At 67.9% G+C, this 17893-nt stretch carries 19 protein-coding genes; 6 read left to right on the top strand and 13 right to left on the bottom strand.

What is annotated here, in order from left to right; genetic code table 11:
• Positions 1-17: 17 nt before the first annotated feature.
• From ACAM42_RS02080 to gtdA, 11 genes are all read right to left on the bottom strand, one after another.
• Positions 18-722 carry an SDR family oxidoreductase gene (locus tag ACAM42_RS02080; RefSeq protein WP_369630964.1) on the bottom strand — a complete coding sequence of 235 codons (705 nt, stop codon included), beginning with the start codon at positions 720-722 and terminating at the stop codon, positions 18-20.
• Between the two features lie 33 nt (positions 723-755).
• Complete coding sequence (locus tag ACAM42_RS02075) at positions 756-1394, bottom strand: SMI1/KNR4 family protein (protein WP_369630963.1); 639 nt, start codon at positions 1392-1394, stop codon at positions 756-758.
• A gap of 3 nt (positions 1395-1397) precedes the next feature.
• Complete coding sequence (locus tag ACAM42_RS02070; protein WP_070063435.1) at positions 1398-2006, bottom strand: glutathione S-transferase; 609 nt, start codon at positions 2004-2006, stop codon at positions 1398-1400.
• Positions 2007-2053: 47 nt separating this feature from the next.
• Positions 2054-2968, bottom strand: a complete 915-nt coding sequence (locus tag ACAM42_RS02065) for an acyl-CoA thioesterase II (protein WP_307636132.1) — start codon at positions 2966-2968, stop codon at positions 2054-2056.
• Positions 2969-3063: 95 nt separating this feature from the next.
• Positions 3064-3759 (bottom strand): hypothetical protein, encoded by a 696-nt coding sequence (locus ACAM42_RS02060; RefSeq protein ID WP_369630962.1) that lies wholly within the window; start codon positions 3757-3759, stop codon positions 3064-3066.
• Positions 3760-3813: 54 nt separating this feature from the next.
• On the bottom strand, positions 3814-5175 hold the full coding sequence (locus tag ACAM42_RS02055) for an FAD-dependent oxidoreductase (RefSeq protein WP_062476078.1): 1362 nt from the start codon (positions 5173-5175) through the stop codon (positions 3814-3816).
• Positions 5175-6152: a tripartite tricarboxylate transporter substrate binding protein gene (locus ACAM42_RS02050; RefSeq protein WP_062476081.1), complete on the bottom strand. Its 978-nt coding sequence runs from the start codon at positions 6150-6152 to the stop codon at positions 5175-5177. The genes ACAM42_RS02055 and ACAM42_RS02050 overlap by 1 nt, the downstream gene beginning before the upstream one ends.
• An 85-nt stretch (positions 6153-6237) precedes the next feature.
• Positions 6238-7218 (bottom strand): tripartite tricarboxylate transporter substrate binding protein, encoded by a 981-nt coding sequence (locus tag ACAM42_RS02045; protein WP_307696882.1) that lies wholly within the window; start codon positions 7216-7218, stop codon positions 6238-6240.
• Between the two features lie 55 nt (positions 7219-7273).
• On the bottom strand, positions 7274-8488 hold the full coding sequence (locus tag ACAM42_RS02040; protein WP_369630961.1) for a 3-hydroxybenzoate 6-monooxygenase: 1215 nt from the start codon (positions 8486-8488) through the stop codon (positions 7274-7276).
• Positions 8489-8504: 16 nt separating this feature from the next.
• On the bottom strand, positions 8505-9209 hold the full coding sequence (locus ACAM42_RS02035; RefSeq protein WP_056584092.1) for a fumarylacetoacetate hydrolase family protein: 705 nt from the start codon (positions 9207-9209) through the stop codon (positions 8505-8507).
• A gap of 70 nt (positions 9210-9279) precedes the next feature.
• A complete protein-coding gene (gene gtdA, locus ACAM42_RS02030) occupies positions 9280-10362 on the bottom strand; it encodes a gentisate 1,2-dioxygenase (protein ID WP_369630960.1) in 1083 nt (360 codons plus the stop codon).
• A gap of 131 nt (positions 10363-10493) precedes the next feature.
• On the opposite strand from gtdA, the gene ACAM42_RS02025 reads away from it, so the two are divergent.
• The 5 genes from ACAM42_RS02025 to ACAM42_RS02005 all read left to right on the top strand — a co-directional run bounded on the left by ACAM42_RS02025 (position 10494) and on the right by ACAM42_RS02005 (position 14192).
• Positions 10494-11390, top strand: a complete 897-nt coding sequence (locus ACAM42_RS02025) for a LysR family transcriptional regulator (protein ID WP_062476092.1) — start codon at positions 10494-10496, stop codon at positions 11388-11390.
• Between the two features lie 85 nt (positions 11391-11475).
• A complete protein-coding gene (locus ACAM42_RS02020) occupies positions 11476-11925 on the top strand; it encodes an acyl-CoA thioesterase (protein WP_062476095.1) in 450 nt (149 codons plus the stop codon).
• Between the two features lie 88 nt (positions 11926-12013).
• Positions 12014-12502 (top strand): phasin family protein, encoded by a 489-nt coding sequence (locus tag ACAM42_RS02015; RefSeq protein ID WP_095950710.1) that lies wholly within the window; start codon positions 12014-12016, stop codon positions 12500-12502.
• A gap of 126 nt (positions 12503-12628) precedes the next feature.
• On the top strand, positions 12629-13336 hold the full coding sequence (locus ACAM42_RS02010) for a TetR/AcrR family transcriptional regulator (protein ID WP_369630959.1): 708 nt from the start codon (positions 12629-12631) through the stop codon (positions 13334-13336).
• 7 nt (positions 13337-13343) lie between these two features.
• Positions 13344-14192 carry a hypothetical protein gene (locus ACAM42_RS02005; RefSeq protein ID WP_369630958.1) on the top strand — a complete coding sequence of 283 codons (849 nt, stop codon included), beginning with the start codon at positions 13344-13346 and terminating at the stop codon, positions 14190-14192.
• 50 nt (positions 14193-14242) lie between these two features.
• On the opposite strand, the gene ACAM42_RS02000 is transcribed toward ACAM42_RS02005, so the two are convergent.
• Positions 14243-15829, bottom strand: coding sequence for a hypothetical protein (locus ACAM42_RS02000; protein WP_369630957.1), 1587 nt, complete (start codon positions 15827-15829; stop codon positions 14243-14245).
• A 304-nt stretch (positions 15830-16133) separates the two neighbouring features.
• Between ACAM42_RS02000 and ACAM42_RS01995 the strand changes: the two genes are divergently transcribed.
• Entirely contained in the window at positions 16134-16391 is a 258-nt protein-coding gene (locus ACAM42_RS01995; RefSeq protein WP_062476104.1) for an acyl-CoA-binding protein, read from the top strand.
• A gap of 4 nt (positions 16392-16395) precedes the next feature.
• Here the strand turns inward: ACAM42_RS01995 and ACAM42_RS01990 are convergent, their stop codons facing one another.
• On the bottom strand, positions 16396-17634 hold the full coding sequence (locus ACAM42_RS01990; RefSeq protein ID WP_369630956.1) for a CaiB/BaiF CoA transferase family protein: 1239 nt from the start codon (positions 17632-17634) through the stop codon (positions 16396-16398).
• Positions 17635-17893 lie beyond the last annotated feature (259 nt).

The following is a 17893-nucleotide window of genomic DNA, read 5'->3' as shown; positions in this document are numbered from 1 at the left end:
GGGCGCCTTTGCCGGGTTCAGACCGAGCGCGTGATGCCGCCGTCCACGCGCAGGTTCTGCCCGGTGATGTAGCCCGCGCCCTCGGAGGCGAGGAAGCCGATGGTGGCGGCGATCTCGGCGCTGCGGCCGTAGCGGCCCATCGGGATGCGCTCGCGGAACACTTCTTTCTCGGGCAGGCTGTCGATGAAGCCGGGCAGCACGTTGTTCATGCGCACGTTGTGCTTGGCGTACTGGTCGGCGAAGAGCTTGGTGAAGGCCGCGAGGCCGGCGCGGAACACGCCCGAGGTCGGGAACACCGGGTCGGGCTCGAAGGCGGCGAAGGTCGAGATGTTGATGATCGCGCCGCCGCCCTGCTTCACCATGTGCGGCACCACGAGGCGCGCGGGGCGCACGGCGCTCAGGAAGTAGACGTCCATGCCGCGGTGCCAGTCGTCGTCGCTGATCTCCAGGATCGGCGCGCGCGGGCCGTGGCCGGCGCTGTTCACGAGCACGTCGATGCGGCCCCATTCGGCGATGACCTTGTCCACGAGGCGCTGGATGTCCTCGTTCGACTGGTTGGAGCCGGTCACGCCAATGCCGCCGAGTTCCTGCGCCAGCGCCTCGCCCTTGCCCGACGAGGACAGGATGGCGACGCGAAAGCCGTCGTCCGCGAGCTTGCGCGCCGCGGCGGCGCCCATGCCGCTGCCGCCGGCGGTGACGATGGCTACTTTCTGATCTGACATGGTGGGTTCCTCCTTCGGATGAAACCCCGTAGCCTACCCCTCGATGTCCCAGCGCGCTTTCACGGGGAAAGGCGCGCTGTCCTGCAGGGTGAAGCGCTTCAGGTCTTCCTCGAACTCGGCCTGCGGCATCAGCGAGGGCACCTGCTCGGGCCTGGCGCGCGGGCCCGTCTTGAAAGGCCGCGACACCAGCGGCTGCCGGCTCAGCGCCCGCAGGTAGGCGGCGGTTTCCGTGTCGTCCATGAAAGCCGTGACGGTGGCCACGTCGGCCGCGATGCGCTCGGCCATCTCGGGCTCGGACAGGTCCCAGTCGCCGAGGTAGCTCAGGTCGACGAAGGCTTCCAGGAATTTCGCACAGACGAAATCGGCGAACGAGCCATGGCCGACGCTGCTTTCCTCGTCGTCGTGCCACACGAAGGCCACGCCCACGGCGCCGCCATCCAGCGGCACGAGGCAGTAGGCGTCGCCCGCGCCCGATTGCGCAAAGGGCAGGAAGCGACGGCCGTCCTGCCACTTGGCGTCGAGCCACTCATCGAGGTCGTTGGCCGCCTGCTCGGCGTCCAGCCACTCGAAGTCGGGGAAGCCGACCAGATCAGGCGGCCCGCTGGCGAGGAGCTGTTGCAGCAGCGGGGGAATTTCGATGCCGGTGCGGCGCGAGAGATCGTCGAACGTCATCGTTCAGGCCGTCGGCAACGTGGCCTGCATCGACGGCCGATGGTTGAACACGGCGAACCACTTCGCGCTGTTCGGCGCCTGGGCGCGCCAGTCCACCGAGGGGAAGCGGAAGTCCATGTAGCCCAGCGCGCAGCCGAAGGCGATGGTGCCGATGTCGACGCGATCGCCGAACGACGGCGCCGCCGCTTCCAGCCATTCGAGGCCGGTACGCACCTTGTCGAGCTGGCCGTCGGTCCAGTCGCTCCAGCGCAGCGCCTCGGGGCGCAGCATGGTCTCGTAGCGCGCGAGCAGCGCGGCGCCGGTCATGCCGTCGGCCAATGACAGCTCGGTCAGGCGCGCCCAGCGCGCAGGCCCGGTGGCCGGGAACAGGCCGCCGGCGTACGCGGTGTCGAGGTACTCGCAGATCACGCGGCTGTCGAACAGCGCCTGGCCGTCGTCGGTGAGAAAGGTCGGCACCTGGCCCAGCGGGTTGGTCGGCAGGATGCGGGCGTCGCGCTTCACCGGGCCGGCCGCGCTCGGGAGCTTCTCGATGCGATCGGCCACGCCCAGCTCGTGGGCCACGACCATGCACTTGCGCACGAAGGGAGACGCGGGAGAGAAGAAGATCTTCATGGCCGGAGTGAGCGAGTGAATGGGTGTTGAAAGAAGAGGCAGGCCGTTCAGCCCGTGATCGGCGTGCGCGGCGATCCCGGCTTGCGGATGCGCAGCATGCCCTCTTGCGCCGCCGACGCCACGAGGCGGCCGTCGCGCGTGTAGAGGCTGCCGCGGCACAGGCCGCGCGCGCCGCCCGCGCTGGGCGAGTCGACCACGTAGAGCAGCCAGTCGTCGAAGCGGAAATCGCGGTGGAACCACATCGCGTGGTCCAGGCTGGCGGGGCGCACCTGGCCGCTCATGAAGCTCAGGCCGTGCGGCAGCATGGCAGCGCGCAGCAGGCCGTGGTCGGAGGCGTAGGCCAGCAGCGCGCGGTGCACCGTCAGGTCGTCGGGCAGCGGCGCGATGGCGCGCATCCAGATGGCGCTCTGGTTCTCGGTCGGGCGCACCTCGGGCCGCAGCAGGTCTTCGGGATCGACGCGCCGGTACTCGATGCCGTGCGGCTGGATGGCCTTGGAGCGCCAGGGCTCGGGCAGGCGGTCGCCGAGCGCGATGCGCTGGTCGAGTTCGCTGGTCAGGCCGTCGGGGCCTTCGACCGCGGGCATGGGGAACTGGTGCTCGACGCCCTCGTCCACGGTCTGGAACGAGGCCGACATCTCGAAAATGATGCGGTCCTGCTGGCGCGCGACCACATGGCGCGTGGTGAAGCTGCGGCCGTCGCGCACGCGGTCGACGCTGTACTCGATGGGCGCGTGCTCGCCGGGCAGCAGGAAGTAGGCGTGCATCGAATGCACCGGGCGCTCGGCGCCCACCGTGAGGCTGGCGGCCATGAGCGACTGGCCGAGCACCTGGCCGCCGAAGACGGCGGGTGTGCCGATGTCCTCGCTCTGGGCCAGGAAGCGGTCGCCGCCCAGGGGTTCGAGCTGCATGAGGGCGACGAGGTCGGCAACGAGGCGGGCGGCAAGGACGGGTTCGGGGGTCATCGGGGGAAGGGATTCGGCGCAGAAAAGCAATCCACGACGATAGCAAAGGCCGCGCCCGCGCGCTGTCGCGGCCCGGTCAGCGGCGCCCGGCGGGCCTACTTGAAGAAGCAGATGTCCAGCATCAGGCGCAGGCTGCAGCCGTGATCGGTGCCGCCATCCACCATGCGCACCGGCACGCCGCCCAGCAGCATCGCGCCGTCGGCGCCGTACGCCAGCGGCGAACGCGCGGCCTGGGTGAAGGGGCCGCTGAGCGTTTCCTGCTCGACGTACTTCAGGTACTGGCGCCGCGAGAAATCGACCGTGTCGGCCGACTTCAGCGCCACCGCCGCGTAGCGCTTGCCGTAGACCGTGCCGAAGTAGCGCAGCACCGGCCCAGTGCGGTCGCCGTACTTCACCTCGGCCTTCGCGAAGCCGGTCTGGACGAGGAAGTTGCGGTCTTCGGGGGTCAGGTCGGCGTCGAAGGCCATCAGCACGTACTGGCCTTCGAAGCTCTGGTTGCGCGCCACCTTCAGTTCGCCGATGAGCGCGGGCGTGACCTTGGTGCGGCCGTCCCAGCGCAGCAGCGCGGCCACGGACGGGTCGCCGTCGAACACGTAGTGGTACTTGTCGCCGGCGATGGCGACCTTGCGGCCGTCCTTGGCCGCGACGAAGCTCAGCACGCGGTCCTTGCCGTGGACGGGGTCGCCCTCGGGGGTGCTGGCGCAGCCCACCTGCAGCAGGCCGAAGGCGGCGCAGGCCAGCGCCAGGAAGAAGCGACGCGCGGGGGTCGACAGCGAAGAAGAAAGAGGCACGGTGTGTCCGGGGTTCGAGTTCATCCAGCCCCGGACTCTAGCGCCGCGCCGCGCTCAACGGTCCAGGTCGACGCCGTCGGCCAGCAGCTTTTTCTGCAGCGCCGCCACGTCGATCGCCGCGAAGCGCCCGCTGCCCAGCGAAGCCGCCGCGGTGCCCGCCGCCTGCCCCATGACGAAGCAGCCGCCGCTGGCGCGCGCGGCCGACTGGCCCTCGTGCGTCATCGAGGCGCAGCGCCCGGCCACCAGCAGGTTGTCGAGCGTCTGCGGCACCAGCATGCGCCACGGCAGGTGGTTGTAGGCGTTGGCTTCGTCGCGCGGGAAGGCCCATTCGATGCGGCCGTCGGCGTGCATTTCCATCGGCCAGGCGTTCAGGCCGATGGTGTCGTCGAAGGTGGCCGAGCCGAGGATGTCTTCGCGCCCGAGCGCATACAGGCCCTGGATGCGCCGCGTCTCGCGGATGCCGACCTGCGGCGCGATCTCCACGATGGCCGACGGCGCGAAACCCGGCACCTCGGCCTGCAGGAACTTGAAGTACGCCGCGATCTGGCGCCGGCCTTCGAGCTCGCCGTCGCTGAGTTCGCGCGCATCGACGCCGTTCATTGCGCGACCTTCGGCGTTGCGGATCTGCGTGACGTTGGCGCGCCACTCGCGCGGGTCCTTGTTGGGCCGCAGGATCGCGCCTTCGCGCGGAAAGCTGTACTTGCCCGGATGCTGCTGCTCGGCGCGCGCCATGAAGCCGTTGATGGCCGAGAACTCGCCCACCGCTTCCAGCGCGGCCGGCGCGTCGACCTGGCCGATGCGGAACATGGTGGTCGGGAACAGCCCGCTGCCGTGGCCGTCGCCCACTTCGAAGGGCACGCCCGCGAAGGCCGCCACGTCGGCGTCGCCGCTGGCGTCGATGAAGGCATTGGCGCGGATCGCCTGGCGGCCCGACTTGGTTTCGACCACCAGCGCAGCAATGCGCGCGCCGTCGTGCAGCACCGCCGCGGCATACGCGTGGAACAGCATCTGCACGCCGGCCGCTTCGAGCAGCTGGTCGGCGGCCAGCTTGTAGGCCGAGGTGTCGTACGAGCGCACGCAGATGCGCCCGCCCATGCCGTTCTGCGGCGCGTTCATGCCGTTGAAGCCGGCGATGCGGTCGATGAGGTCGTCGACCACGCCGCGCACCAGCTGCGTCATCTCGCCGCGGCGCTTGCCGTACAGGCCCGCGAAGTTGGTCACGCCGCCCGCGGTGCCCATGCCGCCGAGAAAACCGTAGCGCTCCACCAGCAGCGTGCGCGCGCCGTGGCGCGCGGCGCTCACGGCGGCGGCAATGCCGGCGGGACCGCCGCCGACCACGACCACGTCGAAGTCGCCGAACACCGGCAGTGCGCGTGCCGGTTCGGTCAGGGTGTGTTGTTGCTGCGTCGTCGCCATCACTGGAGCTTGATGCCGCGGGTCGAAATGATCTTGCTCATGATCGCCGCCTCTTCCTTCACGCGCGTGCGCATGCCGTCGGGCGAGGTGCCCACGGCCTGCCAGCCTTGCTCGAAGAGCTTGCGGCGCACGTCGGGGTCTTTCATGACGATCTCGATCTCGCGGCTGATGCGCGCCTGCGCGGGCTTCGACAGGCTGGCCGGGCCGAGCAGCGCCACCCACACCTCGAGGCTGAAGTCCTTCACGCCGGCATCGGCCAGCGGGGCGATCTCGGGCACCAGCGCGCTGCGCCCGCCCGTGAGGCCCACGGCCTTGAGCTTGCCAGCGCGGATCTGCGGCATGGCCACGCCCGGCGGGATCAGGCCCATCTGCACCTGGTCGCCCAGCATGCCGGTGACGACCTGCGGGTTGCCCTGGTAGGGCACGTGCTCGGGCTTGAAACCGTTCACGCGGCTCTTGAGCAGCTCCATGCCCAAGTGGCCGACCGAGCCCACGCCCACCGAGCCGTAGTTCCACTTGTCGCCGGCCTGGCGCGCGGCGTCGAAGAAGGCCGTGCCCGAAGGCAGGCTGTTCTGCGCCACGAGCACCAGCGGCGCGGTGGCGATCAGCGACAGGTACGTGAAGTCCTTCGCCGGGTCGTACGGCAGCTTGGGGTACAGCATCTTCGACGACGTGAGGTTGCCGTTGATGACGATGCCCAGCGTGTGGTCGTCGGTGGCCTTGGCCACCTGGTCGGCCGCAATGTTGCCCGAGGCGCCGGCCTTGTTGTCCACCACGACCGGCTGGCCCAGCGCGCGGGACAGCGGCTCGGCGATGGTGCGCGCCGCGATGTCGGGCGTGGAGCCGCCCGGGAAACCCACCAGCAGGCGGATCGGCTTGGTCGGCCACGCGGGGGTGTCGGCGCTGGCGGACAGCGGCAGCGCCGCGGTGGCGGCCAGGCCGCAGGCGATCAGGAGGGCTCTCTTGGTGGCTTGCATGGAAAAAGACAGTTAAAAGGTAAACAAAAATGCAAAGAGAGCCAGCTTAACTGGCGCGCCGAGCCCTGGGCAAGGCGCCCCCTCCTCAGTCGAGGCTGATGTTGCCCCGGCGCACCAGCTCCCCGTACACCTTCGACTTGGCCTCGGCGTTGCGCTCGATCTCCTCGGGCGACCAGGCCAGCGGCTCGAAGGCGAAGGTGTCGAAGCGGGCGCGGATGTCGGGGTCCGCAATCACCTTGGCCACGTCGGCGTTGATCTTGGCCTTCACGGCCGCCGACACGCCCTTGGGCGCCAGCAGCGACACGAAGGAGTTGACCTCCAGCGAAGCCGGGCCGCCGGCCTCGGCCATGGTGGGCACGTCGGGCATCTGCGGGATGCGCTTGGGCGCGGCCACGGCGATGTAGCGCAGCTTGCCGGCCTTGTAGATGCCCTGGCTCGACGGGATGCTCGCGAAGGCCCACGGCACCTCGCCGGTGCCCACGTTGGAATACAGCTGCGACACCTCGCGGTACGGCGCGTGCCGCATGCGGATGCCCGTGAGCGCTTCGAGCTGCTGCGCGCCCAGGTGGCCCGGGCTGCCGACGCCCCACGAGCCGTAGACGATGCCCTCGGGGTTGGCCTTGGCGGCGGCGATCAGGTCGCCCATGGTCTTCCACTTCGACTCGGTGGCCACGGCCACGAAGAAGGGCGTGCGGAACAGCGAGGCGACCGGGTCGAAGTGCTGCAAGGTCACGAAGTTGCGCGACTTGTACAGGTGCGGCAGCGCGGCGATGTGCTCGCTGTCCAGCTGCAGCAGCGTGTAGCCATCGGGCGCGGCGCGGCGCGCCTGGTCGATGGCGATGAAGCCGCCGCCGCCGGGCCGGTTGTCGACCACCACGCGCTGGTTCCACAGCCGCGAGAGCTTGTCGGACACGAGCCGCAGCACCGCGTCGGGGCCGCTGCCGGCCGCGAACGGGGTGATCAGCGTCACCGGCTTGCTCGGGTAATCGCTGCCCTGCGCCCAGGCGCCGGAAGCGGCGGTCAGGGCCAGGACGGCGGTCGTCAGCAATGCGCGCGGAAAGTTCATGGGGTGTCTCCTGGGCCTTCGGCCTCGTTGGTAGGGATCGGGTGAAAAAACCGTGTCAGCGCGGCGCGTGCGTCTCGCCCAGGCAATGCTCGGGCCGCCAGGCGTACAGCCATTCGACCGCATCGTAGAAGCGTTCGGGCGTGCGCCCGGTCCACAGGCTGTTGCGCACCAGGCGCTCCACGCCCTGGGCGTGGTACAGGCGCCCCATCTCGCGCACCGACAGCACGACGCGCGCGCAGCGTGCGATGCGAGCCTGCTCGTAGCGCTGGAAGGCGGCGGTCATGTCGAAGTCGCAGGCCTTCACGGCCTCGCCGAGCGTCACGGCGTCTTCGAGCGCCATGCAGGCGCCCTGCGCGAGGTACTGCATCATGGGATGCGCCGCGTCGCCCAGCAGCGTGGCCGGGCCGTCGCTCCAGCGCTCGACGGGGTCGCGGTCGGCGGTGCTCCAGCGGCGCCACGAGGTCGGGCGGTCGAGCAGCTGGCGCGGGCGGGCGTGCACGCCCTCGAAGTACGACAGCACCTCTTCTTTGCTGCCGTCGGTGACGCCCCACTCTTCGGCGTCGCGGCTGTGGAAGGTGACGACCAGGTTGTACTGCTCGCCGTGGCGCAGCGGGTAGTGCACGAGGTGGCAATTGGGGCCGGCCCAGACCACGGGCGCGTTCCATTGCAGGTCGGCGGGCATGTCGGCCGCGGGCACGACGGCGCGGTAGACCACGTGACCCGACACGCGCGGCGCGTCGCCGATGAGCTTGGCGCGCACCACCGACTTCACGCCGTCGCAGCCGACGATGGCGTCGGCCTGGAAACGGCGGCCGTCGCGCGTGACGGCGGTGACGCCGTGCGTGCCGGTGTCGATCGCCTCGACCTGCGCCGAGGTGTGGAAGCGGATCAGCGGATGCTGCTTCACGGCCTCGTGGATCGCGCCGTGCAGGTCGGCGCGGTGGCTCACGGCATACGGATTGCCGAAGCGCGCGCGGAAGGCCTCGCCGACGGGCACCGAGGCGACTTCGCTGCAGTCGACCGCGTCTATCATCACGAGCCGGTCGGTGAACACCGCGCTGCGGCGCACGGCCTCGCCCACGCCCAGCGCGTCGAGCGCCGCGAAGGCGTTGGGGCCGAGCTGCAGGCCGGCGCCGATCTCGCCGATGACGGCGCTCTGTTCGAGCAGGTCGATGGCCACGCCCAGGCGTGCGAGCGCGAGCGCGGCCGCCATGCCGCCGATGCCGCCGCCGACGAGCAGCACGGAGGGAGGATGCTTCGAGAAGGTCATGCGCGGGCCGGGGCGCTCAGTCGATACGGACCGTGAGCGAGGGCAGACGCTCGATGCTGACCTTGATCGTCTGGCCCGGCTTCACCGCGCCCACGCCTTCGGGCGTGCCCGTGAAGATCAGGTCGCCGGGCTGCAGCGCGAACAGCGTCGACAGGTTGGCGATGACCTCGTTCACCGACCAGATCAGGTGCGTGATGTCGCTGTTCTGGCGCACCTGGCCGTCGACCTCGAGCGTGATGGCGCCGGCGTTGATCTCGCCCACGTCGGCCAGCGTGCGCAGCGGCGCGATGGGGGCCGAGAAGTCGAAGGCCTTGCCGATCTCCCAGGGGCGGCCGGCTTCGCGCATCTTCATCTGCAGGTCGCGGCGCGTCATGTCCAGGCCCACGGCGTAGCTGTGGATGTGGCTGGCGGCCTGGTCGACCGGGATGTCCTTGCCGCCCTTGCCGATGGCGACCACCAGCTCGGCTTCGTAGTGGTAGTTGCTCGTGAGCGGCGGGTAGGGAATGGCTGCGGTGGCGCCTTCGGCCACGGGCACGACCGAGGCGTCGTCGTTGGGCTTGCAGAAGAAGAACGGCGGTTCGCGGTCGGGGTCGAAGCCCATCTCGCGCGCATGCGCCGCGTAGTTGCGGCCCACGCAGTAGACGCGGCGCACGGGGAACTGCTGGTCGGAGCCGACGATGGGCAGGCCGACGATGGAAGGGGGCGTGAAGACGAAGGACATGGAAGCTCCTGCCGCGTGGGACGGCACATCAGACAAACAAGAAAAAGAAGGAAAGAAGGTCGCCGCGCTTTCAGGCGTCTTCGAGAAAGGCTTCGCGCAGGATGCCCATGGCCTGCTGCACGGGGCGGTCGGAAAAGCTGAAGAGCACGGTGTCTTCGTTCGGCGACGACAGGCGCAGCGGCGCCCACGAGGGCACGACGAAGGTGTCGCGCGGGCCGAAGTCGAAACGCTGGCCGGCGATTTCGGCCGTGCCATGGCCTTCGACCACGCTGTAGACGGTGCCGTCGGTGGCGCGGTGCGCCTGGCCTGCGAAGCCCTTGGGCAGCAGCTGCAGCTGGGTCGAGATGGTCGGCATCGGCGAGCCGCCCGTCAGCGGGTTGATGTAGCGCAGCTTGTGGCCCAGCCAGGCGTCGGGCGCCTCCTGCTTCTGCAACTGGGCCAGCGCCTCGCGGCTGCGCAGGTAGGGGTAGTTGAAGATCGGCGAGGTGGCCGAGGTGTGGTCGTGCCGCACCGGCACCATGTTGTGGCCGAAGCGCGCCAGGCTGTGGCCTTCGGGCCGCGCCACGTGCTGCACCTTGGCGTCGTCGTTCTCGGCGAAGCCGGCGTCGAAGAAGCGCAGCATGGGAATGTCGAGCCCGTCGAGCCACACCACCGGCTCGGTCACGCCTTCGATGCCTTCGTTGCCATGGTCGTGCCAGGCCCACGAGGGCGTGATGATGAAGTCGCCGGGGTGCATCGTCGTGCGCTCGCCGCCCACGGTGGTGTAGGCGCCCTTGCCGTCCACGATGAAGCGCAGCGCCGACTGCACGTGGCGGTGCGACGGTGCCACCTCGCCCGGCATGATGAGCTGCAGGCCGGCGTAGATCGACTGCGTGATCGACGCGTTGCCGGGCAGCGCCGGGTTCTCGAGCACCAGCACGCGGCGCACGGCCTCTTCGGCGGTGATGAGGTCGGCCGACTCCATGAGCAGCGGGCGGATCTCGTCGTAGCGCCACAGCGCCGGCACGCACGGGCTCGCGGGCTCGCGCGGCACCAGCGCGTGCAGCGACTCCCACAGCGGCGAGAGGTTCAGCGGGCGGATGCGGGCGTAGTAGTCGCGGCGCTCGGCGGCGTTGGCCGGCACGCTGGCGGCATGGGAAGAAGCGGGGTTCATGGGGTCGGTGTCTCCGTTGGCGGCATTGTTGACCCGCACCACTATTTCCTCAAGACCGCATGCCAATACACGGAATTCGAAATTTCGATAATGGTGCCTTTCGCCTTCAGGGCTCCGTCCCGCCTCACCCCATGTCCAAGCTCGATCTCGAATGGCTCGCCGTGTTCGACGAGGTCTACAAGACCGGCAACGTCACCAAGGCCGCCGAGCGCCTGGGCATGGCGCAGGCGGCCGCCAGCACGGCGCTGAACAAGCTGCGCGCGCACTTCGACGACCGCCTGTTCACCCGCACCGCACAGGGCATGCAGCCCACGCCGCACGCCGAGCGCATCTACCCGAACCTGCGCGAGGCGCTGGCGCAGCTGGCGCAGGCGCAGGGCAACCGCAGCAGCTTCGAGCCGGCGCGCGCGCAGCGGCGCTTTCGCATCTGCATGACCGACATCAGCGAGGTGGTGCTGCTGCCCGGCCTGCTCGACCACCTGCGCCATGCGGCGCCGGGCGTGCACATCGAGACCGAGATCATTTCCACCCACAGCGGCCGCCGGCTGCAGGACGGCGACGTCGACCTGGCCGTGGGCTTCATGCCGCAGCTGGACGCGGGCTTCTACCAGCAGGTGCTGTTCATGCAGAACTTCGTCTGCCTGGCGGCGCAGAACCATCCGCGCATCGGCGCCAAGCTCACGCGCAAGCGCTTCGAGGAAGAGGCGCACGCGGTGGTGTCCAGCTCGGGCACGGGGCACGCCATCGTCGACACCACCATCGCGCGCCTGGGCCTCAAGCGCAACGTGGTGGTGCGGCTGTCGAGCTTCCTGAGCGTGGCGCGCATCGTGGCCCACACCGAGCTGATCGTGGTGGTGCCGCGCATCCTGGGCAACGTGCTGGCCACGCAGGAGCCGGTGAAGGTGCTGGCGCCGCCCTTCACGCTGCCCGCCTACGCGGTCAAGCAGCACTGGCACGAGCGCTTTCACGCCGACCCGGGCAACGCCTGGCTGCGCCGCACGCTGGCCCAGCTGTTCAGCGGCAGCTGAACAGCGGCGGGCGAGCGCCAAAGGACGCCCGGGCGCTCGCATAATCGCGGCTCCCCACCCACAGCCCACAGAAAAAAGGCGCCCCATGTCTTCCATCACCCTCCGATTCCTGGCCGAACCCAGCACCGTCAACTTCGGCGGCAAGGTCCACGGCGGCACGGTCATGAAGTGGATCGACGAGGCCGGCTACGCCTGCGCCACCAGCTGGGCCAAGCGCTACTGCGTCACCGCCTTCATCGGCAGCATCCGCTTTCACCGGCCGATCATGATCGGCGACCTGGTCGAGGTCGAGGCCCGCCTGGCCTACACCGGCAAGACCAGCATGAACATCTCGGTCGAGGTGCGCAGCGGCGACATGAAGGGCGGCGTGATGGAAAAGACCACCGAATGCCTGATCGTGTTCGTCTCGGTCGACTCGCACGGCCGGCCGCTGCCGGTGGAAGCCTTCGTGCCCGGCACGCCCGGCGAAATGGCGCTGGCCGAGCGCGCCAAGGCGCACCTGGACGCCAGCCGCGCCGCCGGCGGCACGCCCTGATCACGGGCGCGGGGATAGGCGGCGCGCCCTAACCACGGCGCGCCCGGGCGGCTAGAGTCGTGTGATTGCATCCCAAGGAACACACCGCATGGCCACCTCCCGAGACGACGACAGCAACGACAAGACCGACCGCATCAAGGACTCGGCCCAGCAGATCTGGCTGGCCGGCCTCGGCGCCTTCGCCAAGATGCAGCAGGAAGGCAGCAAGGCCTTCGAGGCGCTGGTCAAGGACGGCGCCGGCATGCAGAAGAAGACCCAGCAGGCCGCTGAAGAAACGCTGGCCCAGGCCCAGCAGCGCATGGCCGGCTTCGCCAGCGAGTTCGGCACCAAGGCCGCCGGCCAGTGGGGCAAGCTCGAGAACATCTTCGAAGACCGCGTGGCGCGCGCGCTCGAAAAACTCGGCGTGCCCTCGGCCGCCGACGTGGCCGCGCTGCAGGCGCGCGTCGAGGCGCTCGAAGCCCAGCTCAAGCAGCGCGACGCCAAGACCGCCGCCACGGCGCCCCGCAAGTCCGCCGCGCGCAAGGCCGCCACCGCCCCCGCCGCCAAGAAGACCCTGCGCCGCACCAAGGCCGGCTGACATCGTTCTGTAATTGCGGCACTGCACAAAAATTCAACGCCGCAAAACATGTCCTGCACCGTTCATGGTGCAGCGCACATGCGCTAGAGTGCCCCCAAGACCAAGAGAAACCACGGGGGCACCGACATGGCAAAGAAGGCGCCACGCCGCACTGCGCAACGCATCCTCGAAGCTGCATTGGATTTGTTCAACCGCTTCGGGGAACCGAACGTGTCGACCACGCTGGTGGCCGGCGAGCTGAACATCAGCCCCGGCAATCTCTACTACCACTACCCCGCCAAGGAAGAGCTGATCAACAAGCTCTACGAAGGCTACGAAGCCGAGCTCAACGAGCTGCTGCACGCCAGCGAGGGCGTGCACGACGTGGAGGACGCCTGGTTCTTCATGCACAGCCTGTTCGAGCTGATCTGGCGCTACCGCTTCCTGTACCGCGACCTCAACGACCTGCTGAGCAAGAACCGGCATCTGGAGACCCAGTTCCAGCTCGTGCTCAAGAACAAGGCGCGCGCCATCCGCCAGTTGATCGCCGGCCTGAGCCGCGCCGGCCACCTGGACATCGACGCGCACGAGGTCGACACGCTGGCCCAGAGCATGGTCGTCGTGCTGACCTACTGGCTCAGCTACGAGTACGTGCGCAACCCGCGCCAGGCGCTGGAGCCCGCGCACGCGCAGGGCGCGCTGATGCGCGGCGGCCACCACACGCTGCACCTGCTCGCGCCCTACCTCGCACGCGACCAGCGCCGCCACCTGCTCGCGCTGAGCAATGCCTACAACGGCGAAAGCGCCGCCAGCGACCCCAGCCCCGTGCCACCGACGGTCGATATGGCGGCCTAGAACATCCATGCCCCACTCCGATTTCAAACCGCTCTCGCTGCTGTCCGCCGGCCCTGCCGCGGCCACGGCCACCGCCGGCACCGAACCCTGGACGCCCCTTCCCTACCCCGACGTGCCCCGCTACGACGCGCGCAGCCTGCTTACGCACTGGCCGCGCCTGCACGCCGGCCACGCGCTGCCGCCACCCGCGCCCGACGCACCGCTGGCCGAAGGCTGGGCGCTGTACCACAGCGGCGAGTTCGAACGCGCCGCCGCCCTCGGCCTGCGCCACGGCCCCGACGGCCTGGCGCTCGCCAACCAGGCGACCGCGATCTACGCCAACTACCTGGAGCCGCGCGAGGCCGTGCGGCTCGCCATGTTCCGCCAGGTGATCGAGCGCGCCGGCGCGCAGGTCGCCGCCGAGCCCGACAACTGCCAGGCGCTTTACTGGCAGGCCTACGCGCTGGGCCGCTACAGCCAGGGCATCAGCGTGGCGCGCGCCCTGGCGCAGGGCCTGGGCACCAAGCTCAAGGGTGCGCTGGAGCACGTGATCGAACTGCAGCCGGAGCACGGCGACGCGCACCTCGCGCTGGCCGCCTTCCACGCCGAAGTGATCGACAAGGTCGGCGCGCTGGTCGGGCGCATGACTTACGGCGTGCGCGCCGAGACCTCGATCGAACTGTTCGAGCGCGGGCTGGCGCTGCACCCGCAATCGGCGGCCGGGATGATGGAGTACGCGCGTGCGCTGCTGATGCTGCACGGCGAGTCGCGCCTCGGCGAGGCGAACGGGCTGTACGAGAAGGCGGCGACGCTGACGCCGGCGGATGCGCGGGAGCGGCTGGATGTGGAGCTGGCGCGCGCCGGCCTGACGGATTGAGGTGAGCTATGAAAGTTTCAGCAGATCAACTTCATAGTTAGTGTGATCAACTAGCTAGCGCGATTGTTCAAATGAGACGGTAGCCAACCGACCACGACCATTTGCTCCTCTTCATCCCAAAAAAAATACAAGCGGAAGCCAAATCTCCTATCCCGCGAGTTTCGGCCTTTTAGATGTCGGTCCAGCGACCTTCGAACCGCCCCATACTGAACTGAGTAGAGATCGGCTGCGTAATTTATGCCGTCCCCGGTCGGACTCTCCTCGAGTTCTAGTTCATTCAACGCATCTTGATAGGCTTGGCGTCGCTCAGAAGATCCCCCGATCCGCATCGGAACATAGTGATCGCGAAGCAAGAGCAAGGATCTATATATGAATTGTGGATCGTAATAGTTGGACTTTCGCACCCCCTGAAACGCCCTCCCGACCAACTCTACGGCGCCCGTTAGGTTTTCATTACACCAATCCTCAAATTGATCCAACGACTCCGGAATTGCGATTTCCCGATGCTCCGCATGCTGCTTGAGCCGGCCTTCTAATATGCGTATGCGATGCAGACGTTCAAGTGCTTGGGCTCGCGCTGCCTCGGCCCCTTGTACTAAAGCATCTCTCTCAACATCGGCCGCCGCCAACAGTCCATCGTACTGCTCTTTCTGTTCCTTTAGCTCAGTCCGAAGCTGATCATTGTCTTGCTCATAAAGCTTGAGGATCTCTGCATCGCTTCCTCCTGCATTTCGCAAACTATGCATTTCTGCTTGAGCGGCATGCTGACGCACGACATTGAAGGAGGGCAATCGATCACGTCGCTCTCGACCGCGGACAGATCCGGCTAGCAATTGGTTCGATATCCATCGCTCAAACGCTATTGAGCCACCATCCTCCCACCCTGCAATCCGTTTGGGCAAGATCAAGGGATGCTTGCTCGAATCATCAAGCCACGACCGAAATCCAGGTCGATACACACGCACAGCCTGTCGAAAAACTGAAAGCTCGCGCCCAACCGCGTCAGTCAGCATGAAGCTTGCAGGCCCGTCAATCACAACTACATGCGCAACCCCGTAAAGTTTTGCGTGAACCCGCACACTTGAGGCTGCAGTTTCCGCAAAATTTTCCGAGCCCTCAGGCAACGAAAAAACCACGACATCGGCTTGACGATCTGCAGACTCGAGCAATGCGACAAGATTTGCGACGTCGTCCTCCGACTGTACAAAGCGTGGCTCTTTCTCAAGAACTACACCGTCGAGTTCGACTACGCCTGAACTGAGAATGGATTTGACAAACCCAGGTACGCTTCGATCGAAAGGCTCATCCACTCCGCGAGTGGCACAAACAAGGCGAACCCCGAAAAGCACGTCCCCCTTGACATCAACTCCGACACCAATCTCCGTAACCCAAGTTCTCAGCGGAACAGTTTTATCAGCATCGTCCAGCCGTGCCGCCCAATATTTCGGCTCCTTAAGGGCAACGGCAGCGGTCCGTTGAGCCCCGATTTCCGATAACTCAAACGACTGTCTTTGCCACGCCGCTTCAGGCAGTGTCTGACCAGCCCGCTTGTTCATCCATCGGAGGATGTTGTCAACGGTCGCCGCAAACTGGTCCCGATTTTCTATCGCTTTTAATCGCAACGTCACTTGACTCACAGGCCGGACTACGGCTCGACCATCGTGAGGTTTGCCCACAATCGTAGTCAGCGGCTCCTTTTCCCTTAGATCCCTGGCTTGTCGTATCGACCGGTCCATTGCAATGCCTGTTACAAATCACATCAAAAGATAGTAAGCGTTGCTACGAGCTAGGCAGCTAGTGCAAGCATCATCTTGACGAATCAGTTTGAGCAACGGTCCCGATACGCCGCTAGCCCCACAAACTCCGGCGCCGTGCAATCCGAGGATTTCTCAGCCCCCTGCTTAAGATCGCGTCTTTTGCTATCTCCTTTTTTCTTCCCTCATGTCCGACCTCAACGCCCAATTCGAAGCCGCCCAGGCCAACTCCAAGCTGCTGGCCGAGCGCCCCGACAACCCAACCCTGCTGAAAATCTACGCCCTGTTCAAGCAGGCGACCGAAGGCGACAACACCGCCAAGAAGCCCAGCTTCAGCGACATCGTCGCGCGCGCCAAGTGGGACGCGTGGACCGCCCAGAAGGGCGCCACGGCCGACGAGGCGAAGCAGAAGTACATCGACCTGATCGAATCCCTCCGAGGCTGACCGATCAGCCGACGATCCCGCGCTCCTGCAGCGCGACGATCTGCTCCGCGCTCAAACCGATCTCCTCCAGCACCGCCTGCGTGTCCGCCCCCAGCGCCGGCGCATTGCGCCGGTGGCCGGCCGGCGTGAGCGACAGCTTGGGCACGAAGCCGGGCACCGCGAGCGCGCTGCCGTCCGGCATCTTCACCTGCTGCAGCATGCCGCGCGCGGCGTAGTGCGGGTCGGCCGCGATGTCGGCGATGGTGTAGATGCGCCCGGCCGGCACGTGCGCCGCATCGAGCGCCGCCAGCACCTCGGTCACCGTGCGCTGCGCGGCCCAGTCGCCGATGGCGGCGTCGAGCATCCCGACCTGCGCCACGCGCCCGGTGTTGCCGGCCAGCGCCGGGTCGGCCGCGAGGTCCGGCCGGCCGATGCAGGCCATGAGCCGCTTGAAGATGCTGTCGCCGTTGCCCGCGACGATGGCGTAGCCGCCGTCCGCACAGCGGTAGGCGTTGGTGGGCGCAATGCCCGGCAGCGCGCTGCCGGCGGCCTCGCGCACCGCGCCGAATTCGGCGTACTCGGGCAGCAGGCTTTCCATGCAGTTGAAGACCGCCTCGTACAGCGCGACGTCGACCACCTGGCCTCGGCCCTTCGGAAATTCGGCGCTCACGGTGGCGTGGCGGTGCTGCATGGCCATCAGCACGCCGATCACGCCATGCAACGAGGCCAGCGTGTCGCCGATCGACACGCCCACGCGCACCGGCACGCGGCCCGGCTCGCCCGTGAGGTGGCGCAGCCCGCCCATGGCCTCGGCCACCACGCCGAAGCCGGGGCGGTCGCGGTAGGGGCCGGTCTGGCCGTAGCCGCTGATGCGCAGCATCACGAGCGCGGGGTTGGCGGCCAGCAACTCGTCGGGCCCCAGGCCCCAGCCTTCCATCGCGCCGGGGCGGAAGTTCTCGACCAGCACGTCGGCCTCGGCCGCGAGCTGGCGCACGATGGCCTGCGCCTCGGGCTGGCGCAGGTCCAGCGCCAGCGAGCGCTTGTTGCGCGACTGCACCTGCCACCAGACGGAAGTGCCGTCCTTCAGCAGCCGCCAGGTGCGCAGCGGATCGCCCGCGCCGGGCGGCTCGATCTTGACCACGTCGGCGCCGAAGTCGGCCAGCGTGCGCGCCGCGAACGGGCCGGCGATGAGTTGCCCGAGTTCGACGACCTTGAGGCCGGCCAGCGGACCCGCGGCCGGAAGGGAAAGAGAGCTTTGCGTCATGGTTTGGGAGTGTGCCGTGCCGCCCCGGACACCGGGTCGGGCCGGGAAAACACCTATGAAATCTTGACACGGCGCGAAGCGGCTCTTTTGCACCGCAGCAATTGCGCTCCGGCATGCGCCACGCCCCGAGGAGAAAGGGGTTTGCTGCAGCGCAGCGAGCCGCCGTACCCCTCGCCACCGGGCAGGACCGCGCCTCAAAAAAGTATCAGTTGCGCACCCCAACGCTGGTTGTTGGTATCCGGAGCGATTCGTACAGTCC

This window comes from Variovorax sp. V35 (genome assembly GCF_041154465.1).
GTDB lineage: Bacteria > Pseudomonadota > Gammaproteobacteria > Burkholderiales > Burkholderiaceae_C > Variovorax > Variovorax boronicumulans.
Note: the sequence above shows the minus strand (reverse complement) of the source record. Positions and strands in the feature narration are given on the sequence as shown.